The organism is Acinetobacter sp. 24-47-39 (genome assembly GCF_056783825.1).
On sequence record NZ_JBWYIP010000012.1, the window covers coordinates 102033 to 118606 of the forward strand.

Here is a 16574-nt window from a genome sequence, read left to right on the forward strand (position 1 = left end):
AGAACAAGAAAAGGAGAAAAAAATGATTCAACAAATTGATGCTCCATTACGTGAAGACGTACGCTTACTCGGTAATCTTTTAGGAGAGACTTTAAAAGAACAAGCTGGACAAGATTTGTTTAATCAAGTTGAACAAATTCGTGCACTCGCGAAAGGTGCACGTGATGGTGATAGCGAAGCTGAAAAACAATTAGAAAGTTTATTTTTAAGTTTAAAAGATGATGAGATTCTTCCACTCACACGTGCTTTTTCACATTTTCTGAACTTTGCCAATATTGCAGAACAATATCATGTGGTACGTAGCCGTCGCCAAAATGAGTTTGATGAAAACGGCGCTGCAGCGAATGTCCTTATTCCCCTTTTTGAAAAATTTCAACAACAGCTGATTTCAGCGGAAACCCTTTATCAACAAATTTGTGAGCTAAATATTGAGCTTGTACTCACCGCACATCCTACGGAAGTTAGTCGTCGCACCTTGATCCAAAAATATGATGGGATCAACGAGTGTTTATCTAAGTTTAATCAGCAAAAGCTGACCCCCAAACAGCGCGCTCAAGTTCTTTCTGAATTAAAACAATTGGTTTGTTCAGCATGGCAAACCGATGAAATTCGCCAACATCGTCCAACCCCAATTGATGAAGCAAAATGGGGTTTTACTACCATTGAGCAAACTTTATGGAACGCTATTCCTAAGTTTGTCCGTGAATTAAATCAATTGGTTCAAGAGCATTGTTCTCAAGCTTTACCTTTAGATATTGCACCTGTGCGGTTTGCATCTTGGATGGGTGGTGACCGAGATGGAAACCCAAATGTCACACACAAAGTGACTCAAGAAGTTTTATGGTTATCTCGATGGAAAGCCGCGGATCTCTACCTCCGAGATATTGAAGATTTACGTTGGGAGCTTTCTGTTCAGGCGTGCAGTGATGAACTAAAGACTGCCTTAGGTCAGCCTCATCCAGAGCCTTATCGTGAATATTTAAGAACAACACGTGAACGCTTAAAAATTACAAGAGAATGGCTCACTGCAAAATTACAAGGTCAACATTCTGATGTGGATCGTAGCCAGATTATTCATCACAAAGATGAGTTATTGCAGCCATTATTGTTATGTTATCGCTCATTAGTCGATTCAAACCTTTCCGGTATTGCTCAAGGAAAGTTACTCGATTTTATTTATCGCGTGAATTGTTTCGGTATTGAGTTATTAAAACTAGATATTCGCCAAGAGTCAGGTCGTCATCGTCAAGCAATTTCAGCGATTACTGAGTATCTTGGACTTGGCAATTTTGAGACATGGACTGAACAAGCCCGTCAAAACTTCTTATTACAAGAACTGCAAAGCAAACGCCCTTTACTTCCTAAGCATCTTAATGAATCTGCTCAAAGTCTTATTGAGCATCCTGATGTTCAAGAAGTATTCGCTACCATGCGAACTTTGGCAGAACAACCTGCTGAAAGTCTAGGTGCTTATATTATTTCAATGGCGGAATATCCAAGTGACGTTTTGGCGGTTCTATTACTCCAAAAAGAAGCAGGTATTAAGCAACCTCTGCGTGTAGTTCCATTATTTGAAACGTTAAAAGATTTAGATGGCGCAGCTTCGACCATGAATACTTTATTCAGTATGCATTGGTACAAACAACATATTCAAAACAAGCACGAGGTCATGATTGGTTACTCTGACTCAGCAAAAGATGCAGGTTTCATGTCTGCGAATTGGGCTCAGTACCGTGCACAAGAAGAGTTAACAGCTATTGCCAAACAACATGGTATACAACTCACTTTGTTCCATGGTCGTGGTGGCTCAATTAGTCGTGGTGGTGCTCCAACCCAACAAGCACTATTTTCACAACCACCTGGCTCAATCTCAGGTGCAATCCGTGTGACCGAACAAGGCGAAATGATCCGATTCAAATTTGGATTAGAAGAAATCGCACTGCAAAATTTAGAGATTTATACCGCAGCTACCCTTGAAGCGACTTTACTGCCACCACCAGAACCCAAGGCAGCATGGCGCGAGTTGATGCACAAAATGACGGAACTCTCTGTGAATGTTTACCGTCAAACAGTCCGCGAAAACCCTCATTTTGTCCAATATTTAAGAACCGTGACGCCAGAGCTTGAATTACAGATGCTACCTTTGGGTTCAAGACCAGCGAAACGAAAAATCAGCGGTGGTATTGAATCCTTACGTGCAATTCCATGGGTATTTGCATGGACTCAAATTCGATTAATGCTTCCAGCATGGTTAGGTACTGGTGCAGCCATCAATCAAGTCATTTCAGAAGGTCACAAAGCTGAGCTAGATGAAATGTTAGAACAATGGCCTTATTTCCAAACTTTAATTGATATGTTGGAGATGGTGCTATCTAAATCAGATAGCAATGTTGCATTGTATTATGAATCTCATCTCACCCAAGATGAAAATCTTAAAGTATTGGGTGCGGAACTACGCCAACGCTTACATGACGCAGTACAAACTTTATTGGCGATGAAAGGTGAATCTAAATTACTCAGTTCTAATGAAGTTCTTGATCAAGCCATGAAGATCCGTAAACCCTATCTCCTTCCATTACACCTGTTACAAGCAGAACTCATGAAAAGACGTCGCGAATATTTAGCTGAACGAACTGTCGAACAAACTGAGGTTGACCATGCATTAATGGTAAGTATTGCAGGTATTGCTGCTGGATTACGTAATACGGGTTGATTTCACGACTGTCTATGCTCAAGTACCTTTATGGGCTTGAGCAATTTAAAGACTTTATTCTAATTTTCAGTAATGACAACAAAGCACCTATAAATTTTTTACTCAATATGGATATAGATTTTTTTGATATAGCTGAATTGCAATAGGCTGATTTTACTTTATTTTTAAAACATATTTTTTTTACCGATGGGTAAAAATTTAATAAAAGTCAGACCATTAGTTTTAATAATTTTTCAAGAAACAGATGATTTCTCATAAAACAGGCGTATGATGTGCACAATTTAACTATTGAGTGCTCACTTTATGACCAGTTGGTTTCCTAAATGGCGTCCCTTCACGGATGATATTGATACGCGTCCTGTTGGCACGACCGAATATTTACCTCCTGCGCAAAGTGTAGTTCTTGGCATTCAACATGCTTTTGCCATGTTTGGTGCGACAGTTTTAGCACCATTATTAATGGGTTTTGATCCTAATCTTGCTATATTAATGTCAGGTATTTGTACCCTGTTATTTTTCCTCATCACTGGCGGTCGAGTGCCCAGTTATTTAGGCTCAAGCTTTGCTTTTATTGGTGTAGTCATCACGGCAACGGGCTATGCCGGTGCTGGAGCAAATGCGAATATTGCATTAGCTGCTGGGGGAATTATTGCCTGTGGTGTACTTTATGCCTTAATTGGTTTTCTGGTGATGGCAACAGGTACTCGATGGATTGAAAAGCTCATGCCTCCTGTCGTAACAGGTTCTGTGGTCATGATCATCGGTCTGCATCTTGCACCGGTAACGGTAAAAAGTGTCGCGGGTAATCCATTTAATATGTGGATGGCATTGATTACTGTCATGTGTATGGCTTCAATTGCAGTATTCACCAAAGGGATGCTACAACGCCTACTTTTACTTGTAGGTTTGGTGCTGTCTTATATCGTATATTTTGTTATTACGAATATCATGGGTTACGGTACTCCAATTAACTTCGCGCCGATTACACAAGCTGCATGGTTTGGTCTTCCTAACTTTCATGCTCCTGAGTTCAGTACGAACGCGATGCTCATCATTGCTCCTGTAGCTTTGATTTTAGTGGCTGAAAACTTAGGTCACATCAAAGCTGTCTCTGCCATGACTGGTGAAAATCTAGACTCACATATTGGAAAAGCGTTTGTAGCCGATGGTGTTGCAACATCATTAGCCGGTGGTGTAGGTGCTCCAGGCATGACCACTTATGGTGAAAATATTGGCGTGATGGCTGTGACACGTGTCTATTCCACGATTATTTTTGCCATCGCAGGTGTATTCGCAATTTTCCTTGGCTTATCACCAAAATTTGGTGCAATTATTCAAACCATTCCAACTGCGATTCTTGCCGGTGCATCAATTGTGGTGTTTGGTTTAATTACCATAGCTGGTGCTAAAATTTGGATCGAACATCGTGTCGATTTCTCTAAAAATAAAAACCTCATGATTGCTGCGATCACGCTGATCTTAGGTACTGGTGACTTTGCGCTTCAATTTGGTAGCTTCAATTTAGGTGGTATTGGAACGGCTACCTTTGCTGCATTATTCCTGAATTGGTTCTTTAGCTTAGGTGGAAAGTCTAACTAAAAATCTATCGCATATAAAAAAAGAGAGCTTAATGCTCTCTTTTTTAATTTTTTATTCTAATTAAGTATTTTAAGATTTTTTTCAATCGGTTGAGGTCGACCAAAATAATAGCCTTGAAACGTATTACAGCCATTTTCTTTCAGAACTTGGAACTGCTCTTCAGTTTCTACACCCTCTGCCACCACATTCAGATCGAGAATCTGTGCTAAATCAATAATCGTTTTCACAATAGCAATATCGCGTGGATTACCGACAATATTTTCTACAAATGAACGATCAATTTTGAGTTGATCCAGTGGAAGCATTTTGAGGTAATTCAATGAAGAATATCCTGTTCCAAAATCATCCATAGAGAATCTTAATCCACGCTCGATGAGCTTTTTCATTTTCTCAATTGAGTTATGCATATCGGTATAGAACATACTTTCAGTGAGTTCTAAACGTAATAATGTTGGATCAATTCCTGCTTCATCAATAATCCGAAGCACATTTTTATCAAAGTCAGTCTTACGGAATTGTTCGACACTAATATTGACTGAAATCGTCCAGTTTGAAGATTCTGGGTATTGGCTCCAATCTTTTAACTGTTGGCATGCTAATACTAATACACGATTACCAACATCATGTATGAGATCAGTTTTCTCCACTTCTTCAATAAATCGACCTGGTAAAATCAAACCGTGTTCAGGATGACTCCAACGTAGCAAGGCCTCATACCCAATCACTTCCTCTTCACGATTTACTAAAATCTGATAATAAAGTTGGAACTCATCTCGTAATAAAGCTAATCTTAAATCATTTAATAAAGCAGCTTTAGCAATAACACTTTGTTCCATTTCAGGATCAAAAACACATATGCAGTTTTTACCATTTTCTTTAGCTTGATACAGCGCCATGTCGGCGTACTTAAGCAACTCATTTTTTGGCAATTTTGAATTACGGAAAATAAAAATTCCGATACTAGAGCTAGTATGGATTTTATTATCCTTTAATACGAAAGGCTCATTTAATGCAGCACGAACTTTATCAGCGATTTGCATCACTGCTTGATTAGCAATCGTTTCATCTGGATTTAAATCTGAAAGAATAATTAAAAACTCGTCTCCACCAAGACGGACAATTGCATTCTGCTGTGCCACACACTCCATAAGGCGCACCGAGACCATTTTGAGTAGGTCATCTCCACGATCGTGTCCTAACGTGTCATTAATATTTTTGAAGTTATCCAAATCCAACATCATGAGTGCACTATGTGTACCATTTTGTTTACATGATTCAATCACCTCCAACATGCGTTCTTGCATAAAACGGCGGTTAGGCAATCCCGTTAATTCATCATGTAATGCCATATAACGTGCATGGTCTTCGGAATTTTTTAGCTGTGTGATATCAGTTCGAATGGAGATATAGTTTTGTAAAACGCCATTATTATCTTTAAGCGGCACAATCGTTGTTTCAACCCAATATAAAGAACCATTTTTAGCTCGGTTACAAATTTCGCCTTTCCAAATTTCTCCACTCGAAATGGCTTTCCACATATATTTAAAAAAACTTCTCGGGTGATAGCCTGAATTAATAATTTTATGTGTTGATCCGACCAGCTCTTCATAAGAATACTGTGAGATATTACAAAACTTCTCATTGACATGAGTAATGACGCCACGTGCATCTGTTATGGCAACAATTGAATGTGCATCAATGGCTACTTTATAGTTTTCAAGATCCTTGACTATTTTTTCTAATTGTAACTGGGTATCCATAGCGCCTTCGACCGTCAGTCTAAAAAGTGATGTATCCAAATGTTAACTTAATATTATTTTTTGTAACACTAAGCTTTGTTGAACCAGTTCACAAATCGGCTATATATTTTGTAAATTTCAATGAATAAAAGAGGAAACTAAGTTCCTCATTCTTATTAAGAATTCCGACTATTATGGTCGTATTTCTTTTAACTCTCTTTGAATAAAGTGTTGAATCATCTCTCGATATATTTTTTCCATGACTAATGGATCCACACCATTCTTTGTAGACAATTCACGTATTTTTTCAATCACTATTTCAACACGTTCAGGAGACTGTACATCTTGGATAGTTCTTTTAAATCGCACTGCCTGATCTACGTAATATTGGCGTAAACCAATTAATTCTGTTATAGCTTGATCAATTGAATCTATTTGTGCTCGAGCTTGCTGAAGGGTTTCGCATTTTTCTTTATTGATTTTCAATTGATTCGGTATCCCTGTGTTCAGATTCATTTTCACTTTTGTACTTTTGTTCTAACACATTACTGAAAATACTTTCAATCATCCATACACGATATAAGCTATTAAACACATAACTCTTTCCATCGATACGAAGCTCAAGCACTGGTAAATCAGGTTGTGATTTCATCTCACAGAGTAATTGATTTTCTTCTAGCTTTTGACTGATCGACTCTTCAGTGAGCGTCGTGATATTCAAGCTCTGTTTTAAGGCTTGAATATGAGGTCGATACGATAGATCTTTACCTTTACTCCAAACAGCCTGCAAGATTTCATACATTGCATCAAGACGTTGATCCTCAGGCACACTGTAAAACAATCGTGCTATTTCATATGTCGCCTGCTGAGTCGGTCGGCAAAACGGCGTGAATTTTACTTCTGTTCGTTTAGATAAACGCGTTGCCAAACTCCAATCAAATAAATCTCGTCCCTGATATTGCAATGGATAAACGGTAAGTTGGATATCGTAATAATCGGCAAGTTCTTCTTTAATATAAGCTAACAATAACCAAGAGATCGGATCTTCTAATGCAATATAGAGGTCCAACTCAGGATTCATCGCCTGAATCTCAGATAATTCCTCAGCATCATTCATTAGGTGTTCCCGCCACTCAATATGATTGATGAGAAAAATAGGATTACCAGTCAAGAGTTTTTGTTGTTTTAAACGGCGGGTCAATCTTAATAAATCATCTACCGCATGATACCGACGATCACCGAGCTCAAAAAAGCTTGCTAAAACTGGCGTGTGATCAAAAGTTCGCTCAGCGATTTGTTGTTCTTTTCGATGTCGACTGGCCATGACATACAAAGTACGTAATTTTCCATATTGCTGTTGCCACAACATATGGAAGACATCTTCCAATAAATAGAGAAAATTTTCACCTGTTAATGGTGTATTTCGTAAAATCGTTTCTGCCTGTTGAATCGCTTCAGCACTTGGTATTTCAGGCTTTTCATTATCGAATCCGAAACGATGCTGGTACGCTAAAATTTGGGCATCACGTAGACTGTAATCTTGCCACTCTTCAGGACTCATATCATTTGGAGCTTCAGCAGCAGTATCTGAGATAACAATTTTTAACGGCTTAATTTCATCTTTTAAAATGTCATTTAATTGTGCCAATTGCTGGACTGCAAGATAACTATACACATCATCTAAACGAAGATAGATCGTTAAACCCTGCTCAGTTGACAAGACCTCTTGACGATTTGGTTTCTGATAAAACCAACTCGATCGTAGCGGATCAAACCAACGGCGTAACAATGACATGAGATGTGCCTCAGATGATTTTACTGGTAAATTATGTGCTCAAAGTATCGAATTCATCGCTTTTTCTAAAACTAAAAAAGTTTGAACGCGAGCAAAACTTATATCAAGACAAAGAGAATTGATCAATATTTATGACCTTTCTATCAAATATTGTCATTAATGTAATTGACGCTTTCAGATGAAATTCAAACTTTTCTTGATTAAAAAAGCATCCCGAAGGATGCTTTTGAATCATGATCGATCTAGTTTATAAGCAGATTAGATGTCACGTACCGCACCTTTTGCAGCACTTGTTGCATGCATTGCATACGCTTTCAGTGCTTTAGATACTTTACGTGGACGCTCTTTCGCAGGCTTCCAACCTTTAGCTTCTTGCACTTCACGGCGCGCTGCCAATACATCATCAGCAACTGCTAAGTGAATCGTACGGTTTGGAATATCAATTTCGATACGGTCGCCATCTTCAACTAAAGCAATTGCACCGCCTTCAGCCGCTTCTGGAGACACGTGACCAATTGAAAGACCTGATGAACCACCCGAGAAACGACCATCAGTCACAAGTGCACAGTCTTTACCTAAACCTTTTGATTTTAAGTAGCTTGTTGGATACAGCATTTCTTGCATACCCGGACCACCTTGTGGACCTTCGTAACGAATCAGAACCACGTCACCTGCTACGATTTTGCCGCCTAAGATTGCTTCTACTGCATCATCTTGGCTTTCAAATACGCGTGCTGTACCGTTAAATTTCAAAATCGAGTCATCTACACCAGCCGTTTTTACGATACAACCATCAAGTGCGATGTTACCGTAAAGGACTGCTAAACCGCCGTCTTTAGAGAAAGCATGTTCTGCATTACGAATCACGCCATTTTCACGGTCGCCATCAAGACGTGTGTAGTAACGGTCTTGTGAGAATGCTGTTTGTGTTGGTACACCGCCCGGTGCTGATTTAAAGAAGTTATATACCTCTTCATTTTCAGTACGAATAATGTCCCACTTATCTAAAGCATCTTTCAATGTTTTTTCATGTACGGTTGGTACAGAAGTATCTAACAAACCTGCACGGTCTAATTCGCCAAGGATCGACATGATCCCGCCTGCACGATGGACATCTTCCATGTGAACATTTTTAACCGCAGGTGCAACTTTACACAGTACAGGCACTTTACGTGATAAACGATCGATATCGTCCATTGTAAAATCAACTTCTGCTTCATGCGCAGCCGCTAATAAGTGAAGTACTGTATTGGTAGAACCACCCATCGCGATATCTAAAGTCATGGCATTTTCATAAGCAGCTTTAGGGGCAATGTTGCGAGGTAATACGCTGTAATCGTTTTGTTCGTAATGGCGTTTTGTGATTTCAACAATCAACTGACCCGCACGCTCAAATAATTTTTTACGGTTGGCATGCGTTGCAAGTGTTGAACCATTACCCGGTAAAGATAAACCTAATGCTTCTGTTAAACAGTTCATTGAGTTTGCAGTAAACATCCCTGAACATGAACCACAAGTTGGACATGCAGAACGTTCGTATGCTTTTACTTCTTCATCTGTGTAGTTGTCGTCTGCAGCAACAATCATGGCATCCACAAGGTCAATCGCTTGTTCACCACCACGAATTTGGACTTTACCAGCTTCCATCGGGCCGCCTGAAACAAACACCACAGGAATGTTTAAGCGCATTGCCGCCATCAACATCCCTGGTGTGATTTTGTCACAGTTCGAGATACAAACCATTGCATCTGCACAGTGAGCATTGACCATGTATTCGACTGAGTCAGCAATCAAGTCACGCGATGGTAATGAATACAACATTCCGTCGTGACCCATTGCAATACCGTCGTCTACTGCGATTGTATTAAATTCTTTAGCTACACCACCCGCTTGTTCGATCTGACGTGCAACAAGCTGACCTAAGTCTTTAAGATGCACATGACCCGGTACGAATTGTGTGAATGAGTTGACTACTGCAATAATTGGTTTGCCAAAATCTTCGTCTTTCATTCCAGTTGCACGCCATAAGCCACGTGCACCCGCCATATTTCTTCCGTGTGTTGATGTTTTCGAACGATAGTCAGGCATTTTTATTTCCAACTTAAGCTGAGCTCGATGAATATGTATTCAATCTGGCTAAATGATACTGAAATATAAGGCTAAATCAGTTGAACCTTACTTCTATTATGACAGCTTTCTGATTAACAGTTAACCATTGCTTCCAATTGTTCGTATAGGTCTGATTTGCCCTCAACGATCTAAATCGATGTAAGAGATGTGATCTACTATAAACCCTTATCTGAAATCGTAATACAAAACTTTCATGAATCTTTTTTTAAAAATACATAAATTTTATTAATCACACCTTAAGCACAAAATGCACATGAAAACGTTTCAAATTACGACCTTATTTGGGCGAAAATCGCTTTTGGCATATAATGTTCTTTATATTGTTTTGGAAGTGTCTGAGTGAAAATCATCTTTGCGGGAACCCCTGAATTTGCAGCGAGTGCATTAGCAGCTTTGCTAAAGACTTCTCATGAAATTGTTGCTGTGTATACGCAGCCAGACCGTAAAGCAGGACGTGGACAAAAACTAACAGCGTCAGCGGTAAAGCAATTGGCGCTTGAGCACAATATTCCTGTTTACCAACCTTTACATTTTAAATCGTCGACTGAGGAAGGTTTGGCTGCTCAAGCTGAACTCAAGTCTTTCAGTGCTGATGTGATGGTGGTTGCAGCATACGGTTTAATCTTGCCTCAAGTCGTTTTAGATACACCTAAATACGGCTGCTTGAATATTCATGGTTCCTTATTGCCTCGCTGGCGAGGTGCAGCCCCTATTCAACGCGCTATCGCGACAGGTGATACTGAAACAGGTATTACGATCATGAAAATGGCAGCTGGTCTAGACACTGGTGACATGATGTTTAAAACGATCTGTCCTATTACGGCTGAAGATACTTCCGCAACCTTACATGATAAACTGGCTCAACAAGGGGCTGAAGCCACTCTAGCTGTTTTAGAAAGTGAAGACACTTTAAAGCATTATTTAGATACACGTGAAGTTCAAGATGAATCACTTACAGTGTATGCTCATAAACTGTCGAAGGCTGAAGCTCAAATTAACTGGGCAAATGATGCTGTGACGATTGATCGTAATATCCGTGCTTTCAATCCTTGGCCCGTAGCTTTCACACCTATTGATGAAACCAACAATTTACGCATTTGGAATTCGAAACTTTCTCCACTTACTCCATCAACTCAACAAATCGGTGAAATCATCGCTGTCGATCAGGATGGTGTTCACGTTGTGTGTGGTGATCATCAAGTGATTTGCCTCACTCAACTTCAGTGGCCAGGCGGTAAAGCGCTCAATGCTGCACAAATTCTACAAAGTCAAAAATTGCAGCCAGGACAGATCTTCGCATGAGCCAACAATCTTCTCATTTAAATTTACGCGGGCATGTGATTAAAACATTACTGGCCGTTCAGAATGGGCAATCCCTCACCTCTGTTCTTTCCCAACATCTTTCATTGGTTGGTGAGCGTGATCGGGCCTTATTTCATGAATTGACTTTAGGCACTTTACGCCAATGGCATGCACTTAAAGCAATTACTCTCCCTCTTCTGACTAAACCGCTCAACAATGAAACCGTTGAAAGCTGCCTATATTTAGGTTTATATCAACTGCTTTGCACGCGTATTCCAGCACATGCGGCTATCTCAGAAACGGTAACAGCCACCAAACAACTTGGTTTTGAGGCTTTAAGTGGCGTCGTGAATGCGATTCTACGTCGTGTTTCACGTGAAACTGAAGAATTCGGCGAAGCATTAGACCAAGCCCATGGTTTACCTAGTTGGCTATTTAAGCGTTTGAAAAAAGATTGGCCAGAGTATCTTGAAATGCTTTCAGCTGAGCTTAAACTGGCTGCGCCTTTGACACTACGTGTAAATGAACGACAGGTAAGCCGTGAGGAATATTTAGATATTCTTGATGAAGAAGGGATTGATGCTCATCCATGTGAATGGTCCGATGTCGGCATTATCTTAGATCAATCCGTGCATATTCCTCATCTCCCTGGCTTTGAAGAAGGTGGTTTTTCTGTTCAGGATGAACATGCTCAACTTTGCGCGACCTTGTTGCCGAATCTTGATGATAAGATCGTAATTGATGCATGTGCGGCTCCAGGTGGAAAAACAGCACATATTTTAGAGTGTTATCGTCCTAAAAAGCTGTATGCGATCGATCACGACACAAAGCGTTTAAGCCGCGTAAGTGAAAACTTAGAGCGTCTTGCTCTTAATCAGTATGCACCAGTGGAAATACTGACTGCTGATGCTACGGTATGGTCTGCACCTGAACAGGCTGACTGTATTATTCTTGATGCACCGTGTTCTGCTATTGGAGTTGTACGACGTCATCCAGATATTCGTTTACTTCGCCAATCTACCGATATCCAACAAACGGTTGCTCTTCAAAAACAGATTCTGAATCATATGTGGCAACAACTCAAAGTTGGCGGGTCAATGCTTTATATTACCTGCTCGATTTTGAAAGCTGAAAATGAACACCAAATGATTGATTTCTTCAACACGCATGCAGATGCTCAAGAAATCAAATTAAATGTAAATTGGGGAATTGAACAAATTCACGGCCGTCAGTTATTGCCACAACAAGGTCATGGGGATGGATTCTATTATTGTTTAATTCAAAAGATTTAATGCTATTTTTTAAGATAGTTTATTTCTAATTTACCTACATATTAAAAAAGCCATGACTCATGTCATGGCTTTTTTAATATTTATCTGAAGTAATTTAATCTTCAAGCTCATCAGGGTTTTTTGCCAAATGAATCATGGCTAAAATAAGACCACCCCATAACAGCACTGTTGAGATAATAAGCATCATTAAAGCAGAAGTATTCATCTTATTTCTCCTCAGGTCCATTGTCTTTTAGTCGACTAAAAACAACCGCACAGAACACAAAGATTGCAACTACACCGCCACCAATTGGCAATAGAATTTCAATTGGATAACCGCCATAACCTTCAGTAAATATTGACTTCAAGGTCATCAATAGCGCAGCTAACAATGAGATTGGCGTAACTACAGTCAACATGAAGTTCCAACCAGCACCTAGCTTAATACTAGAATATTGATTTACATGTTCTTGAAGTTGCTTTAACAACGGGCGACGGAACCATGACACTAATACGATTGATAATAAGCCACCCGCGACAATACCAATATTATTGGCAAAGTAATCAATAATATCGACAAACGTAATCGCACTGTGAGTTGAGAACAATAATGTTGAAACAATCGCTGAACCACCTGCAATAATCGTCACAGCCTTCTTACGAGACCATCCTAACTTGTCTTGGAAACCTGCGATTGGAACTTGAAGAATACTGACCATGGATGTAATCCCTGCAACTGTTAAAGATGCAAAGAACAAGAAGCCAAATAAGTCTCCGCCAGCCCCCATGCTTGAAATGATCTTAGGGAAAGCGATAAAAGCTAAACCAATACCACCAGATACAACATCGTCAACTGAAGCACCCGCACTGTAGGCCATGAAACCTAATGCTGCAAATACCCCAATACCAGCTAAAATTTCAAAAGATGAATTTGCAAGAGCAACGACTAGTCCAGAACCAGTTAAATTCGTTTTTTTCTTCAAATATGAAGCGTAGGTCAACATAATCCCGAAACCAACGGATAACGAGAAAAAGATATGGCCAAATGCAGCTAACCACACTTTATAGTTGCTCATCGCTTCCCAGTTTGGTGTAAAGAATGCATTTAAACCTTGGACAGCACCTGGTAAACGAATAGCTTGAATCACGAGAATCGTGAATAAAACCACCAACAAGGGCATAAAGATCTTATTCGACAATTCCACGCCTTTCTTCACCCCACCATACAGGATGAACATAACGATCGCCCAAACGACAACCAAACCTATAAATAAGGTCGGAACAAATCCAAATGCTAAGCCTTCTCCATTCTGAAGATAGGTGGTGAAAAAGAATTTTTCTGTATCACTTCCCCACTGTTGACCAAATGAGTAGAACATATAACTACCCGCCCATGACAATACACTGGCATAGTAAATACCAATAATTAATGTCACAGCGACTTGCCACCAACCCAATGATTCACCATTCATCAACTTCTTGTAAGCTGTAGGTGGGGCCTTACGGTATTTATGTCCAACTGCATAATCTAAAAATAAAAGTGGAAGACCGGCAGCAAAAATTGCAACCAGATAAGGGATTAAAAATGCCCCGCCACCATTTTCATATGCGACATAGGGAAAACGCCAAATATTGCCTAAACCTACTGCAGAACCAATCGCTGCAATAATAAAACCTGATCTGGCGCTCCAATTTTCACGTGAAGCTGTCATATAGTACCTAATCCGTAAATGGGTACACGCTTACTGCTATTGTTGATGTTATCTCGCAAGTAATTGCATACCATTAAAATTTTGTTGTTTGAATCAGAAACGGCCTTTTGAGCATTTTTTTCGAATTACAAACCACCCCTTATTTAATATTCTTGGTTAAAGAAAGATGAAATAAAGGATGTTTAATGAATCAACAATAGCGCTTTTAATCAGATTTTTCTGTAATTAATTCAGGAAAAAACTGTGTTTCATCATTTTTTTATTCTTATTGATTAATTTTTAACTCAATATGTTTATTTTTAAATCACAGCGTTAATCTAAACTAAATAATTTAAAAGGAGCGTTATACTCCTTTTAACATAAGTAATAATTTATCCTTGTTTAATCACAAGCAATCGTTCTTCTTGCATATCTCGAATTGCTGATTGAATCCCTTCTCGACCTAGACCTGAATCTTTAACACCACCATAAGGCATGTTATCCACACGGAATGATGGAATATCATTAATGATGACACCACCTACATGTAAATGATTCCACGCATACATCATTTTATTCAGACTTTGTGTATAAACGCCAGCTTGTAGACCAAATCGACTTTGATTAATTGTAGCAATGCCTTTTTCAAAATCTTTATACTTCTCTAGAATGGCTACTGGCCCAAAAGCTTCATCTTTATAAATTTCTAAAGACGTATCAACATTTTCTAGCAATATTGGATCAAATAAAGCCCCTTTTATCTGACCTTCGACTAAAACTTTGGCGCCTTTCTTTACCGCTTTATCGACCCATTTTTTAAGCCTTTTAGCTTCTCCCTCCTTGATCATAGGGCCACATAAGGTCAAGTCTGAATTTGGATCGCTCGCTTTGATTTTTTTAATTTTGGAAATTAATTTCTTCTTTAAATCAGTATAAATATTTTCATGGACTAAAATTCTTTGGACACTAATACAAACTTGACCTGCATGGTTATAAGCTCCCCCAATAAGACGATCAATTAACACATCAGATATTTCAGTATCAGGTTCAATTAAAACAGCAGCATTTCCACCAAGCTCTAAGGTGACTTTTTTTCGACCAGCACGTGCTTTCATATCCCAACCGACTTCATCCGATCCAGTAAAACTGAGTAATTTGAATCGGTCATCGGTTACCAAGATATCTGCCTGTTCGCGAGGGCAAGGTAAAACTGAAAATGCACCTTGAGGTAAATCAGTTTCAGCCAACACTTCTGCGATTTTTAGAGCAGAAACTGGTGTAAGTGACGCAGGTTTCAGTACGAAAGGACACCCTGCTGCAATTGCAGGTGCAATTTTATGAGCAGTTAAATTAAGCGGAAAATTAAAAGGACTAATTAATGATACAGCACCAATCGGAACATGTTTAATCATACCTGTGTAACCCTGTGCAGCAGGTGTTACAGCCAATGGCATTAAACGCCCATCGTCGATTTGTGTAACAGCATCAGCAGCGATTTGAAAGGTATTTATAAGACGCTCAACTTCAGCCTGAGCTGCTTTTAATGGCTTTCCACCCTCTGCAATCAAAATTGCAGTTAATTCCTCTCTCATTTCGCCAAAGCGTTTGACACAATGTAATAAAATCTTTTGCTTTTGAAATGGTTCTAATTTTGCCATTGCCTGTTCTGCATCAATTGCAGATTGGATTGCTTTTTCTAAAGTATTTGCATCTGCTAAGGCTACTCGGGCAAATGTTTTTTGGCTAAATTTATCTTTTACTTCAAGCCATTGACCTGTTTGGGATGCTTTAGAGGCAACATAAAGAGAATAATCACACTCAATTTTTTTTTCTGAATTGGTCATCGCGTATCCTTAAATATATTCGGATTTAAAACTTTTAAATTCACTATATCATGACCTCTCAAGCAACTTCTGTTCATGAGTAATTAAGTAATATATTTTTTCGCTCTTAATTTTTATTATGTACATGTCTCTATTGCATCTCGCATGCATTTTAGTCACTCATGACCTAAAGCATTAAAATACAACCACCACCTATTGATTAGGCGATCATTTTTCTATGTACACAGGTATACCGATAGAAACTAATCGTGCTTTATGAATTTGAGCATCAGATGGATAAGAGCGGTTGCTATAACTGTCCAAGACATAAAATTTATCGTCTATATGATTATTTTTTTCAATTTTAAGATTAAAAATGTATTTAAAGGATATTTTTCAGTACCACCATCCATTTCCCTTTTTCCCTTTATATTTAATTCTTTAATTCTTTATTATCCCGCATAAAAAAACACCCCCTTCTATTGAAGGGGGTGTTTAGAATAATGAGCTG

11 protein-coding genes are annotated in these 16574 nt (G+C 39.0%); 4 read left to right on the forward strand and 7 right to left on the reverse strand.

Annotated elements, in window-relative coordinates; genetic code table 11:
* Positions 1-22 precede the first annotated feature (22 nt).
* Positions 23-2713, forward strand: coding sequence for a phosphoenolpyruvate carboxylase (gene ppc / locus AC1M9C_RS11745; RefSeq protein ID WP_481953762.1), 2691 nt, complete (start codon positions 23-25; stop codon positions 2711-2713).
* Positions 2714-3016: 303 nt separating this feature from the next.
* Positions 3017-4312, forward strand: coding sequence for a solute carrier family 23 protein (locus AC1M9C_RS11750; protein ID WP_481587755.1), 1296 nt, complete (start codon positions 3017-3019; stop codon positions 4310-4312).
* Positions 4313-4368: 56 nt separating this feature from the next.
* On the opposite strand, the gene AC1M9C_RS11755 is transcribed toward AC1M9C_RS11750, so the two are convergent.
* The 4 genes from AC1M9C_RS11755 to ilvD all read right to left on the reverse strand — a co-directional run bounded on the left by AC1M9C_RS11755 (position 4369) and on the right by ilvD (position 9934).
* Positions 4369-6072 carry a putative bifunctional diguanylate cyclase/phosphodiesterase gene (locus AC1M9C_RS11755; protein ID WP_481953763.1) on the reverse strand — a complete coding sequence of 568 codons (1704 nt, stop codon included), beginning with the start codon at positions 6070-6072 and terminating at the stop codon, positions 4369-4371.
* A gap of 171 nt (positions 6073-6243) precedes the next feature.
* Positions 6244-6531, reverse strand: a complete 288-nt coding sequence (locus AC1M9C_RS11760) for a chorismate mutase (protein WP_481953769.1) — start codon at positions 6529-6531, stop codon at positions 6244-6246.
* Complete coding sequence (locus tag AC1M9C_RS11765; RefSeq protein WP_481587757.1) at positions 6524-7846, reverse strand: hypothetical protein; 1323 nt, start codon at positions 7844-7846, stop codon at positions 6524-6526. Before AC1M9C_RS11765 ends, AC1M9C_RS11760 begins: the two co-directional genes overlap by 8 nt.
* A 258-nt stretch (positions 7847-8104) precedes the next feature.
* The gene (ilvD, locus tag AC1M9C_RS11770) at positions 8105-9934 is read right to left on the reverse strand and encodes a dihydroxy-acid dehydratase (RefSeq protein ID WP_180000371.1); all 1830 of its coding nucleotides are present in this window, start codon (positions 9932-9934) and stop codon (positions 8105-8107) included.
* 381 nt (positions 9935-10315) lie between these two features.
* Here ilvD and fmt point away from each other — a divergent pair, with 381 nt between their 5' ends.
* The gene (gene fmt / locus AC1M9C_RS11775; RefSeq protein WP_481953764.1) at positions 10316-11278 is read left to right on the forward strand and encodes a methionyl-tRNA formyltransferase; all 963 of its coding nucleotides are present in this window, start codon (positions 10316-10318) and stop codon (positions 11276-11278) included.
* The gene (rsmB, locus tag AC1M9C_RS11780) at positions 11275-12570 is read left to right on the forward strand and encodes a 16S rRNA (cytosine(967)-C(5))-methyltransferase RsmB (protein ID WP_481953765.1); all 1296 of its coding nucleotides are present in this window, start codon (positions 11275-11277) and stop codon (positions 12568-12570) included. The genes fmt and rsmB overlap by 4 nt, the downstream gene beginning before the upstream one ends.
* A gap of 94 nt (positions 12571-12664) precedes the next feature.
* Here rsmB and AC1M9C_RS11785 read toward each other — a convergent pair whose 3' ends face one another.
* From AC1M9C_RS11785 to AC1M9C_RS11795, 3 genes are all read right to left on the reverse strand, one after another.
* On the reverse strand, positions 12665-12775 hold the full coding sequence (locus AC1M9C_RS11785) for a methionine/alanine import family NSS transporter small subunit (protein WP_081403317.1): 111 nt from the start codon (positions 12773-12775) through the stop codon (positions 12665-12667).
* 1 nt (position 12776) lies between these two features.
* Positions 12777-14261, reverse strand: a complete 1485-nt coding sequence (locus AC1M9C_RS11790) for a sodium-dependent transporter (protein ID WP_481953766.1) — start codon at positions 14259-14261, stop codon at positions 12777-12779.
* Positions 14262-14632: 371 nt separating this feature from the next.
* Positions 14633-16084 (reverse strand): aldehyde dehydrogenase family protein, encoded by a 1452-nt coding sequence (locus AC1M9C_RS11795; protein ID WP_481953767.1) that lies wholly within the window; start codon positions 16082-16084, stop codon positions 14633-14635.
* Positions 16085-16574: the final 490 nt, after the last annotated feature.

Excerpts from the sequence above, each read along its gene's own strand:
- AC1M9C_RS11785 (WP_081403317.1), bottom strand. The coding sequence starts at position 12,775 with ATGAATACTTCTGCTTTAATGATGCTTATTATCTCAACAGTGCTGTTA.
- rsmB (WP_481953765.1), top strand. The coding sequence starts at position 11,275 with ATGAGCCAACAATCTTCTCATTTAAATTTACGCGGGCATGTGATTAAA.
- AC1M9C_RS11755 (WP_481953763.1), bottom strand. The coding sequence starts at position 6,072 with ATGGATACCCAGTTACAATTAGAAAAAATAGTCAAGGATCTTGAAAAC.
- AC1M9C_RS11795 (WP_481953767.1), bottom strand. The coding sequence starts at position 16,084 with ATGACCAATTCAGAAAAAAAAATTGAGTGTGATTATTCTCTTTATGTT.
- AC1M9C_RS11790 (WP_481953766.1), bottom strand. The coding sequence starts at position 14,261 with ATGACAGCTTCACGTGAAAATTGGAGCGCCAGATCAGGTTTTATTATT.
- ppc (WP_481953762.1), top strand. The coding sequence starts at position 23 with ATGATTCAACAAATTGATGCTCCATTACGTGAAGACGTACGCTTACTC.
- AC1M9C_RS11765 (WP_481587757.1), bottom strand. The coding sequence starts at position 7,846 with ATGTCATTGTTACGCCGTTGGTTTGATCCGCTACGATCGAGTTGGTTT.
- ilvD (WP_180000371.1), bottom strand. The coding sequence starts at position 9,934 with ATGCCTGACTATCGTTCGAAAACATCAACACACGGAAGAAATATGGCG.
- AC1M9C_RS11750 (WP_481587755.1), top strand. The coding sequence starts at position 3,017 with ATGACCAGTTGGTTTCCTAAATGGCGTCCCTTCACGGATGATATTGAT.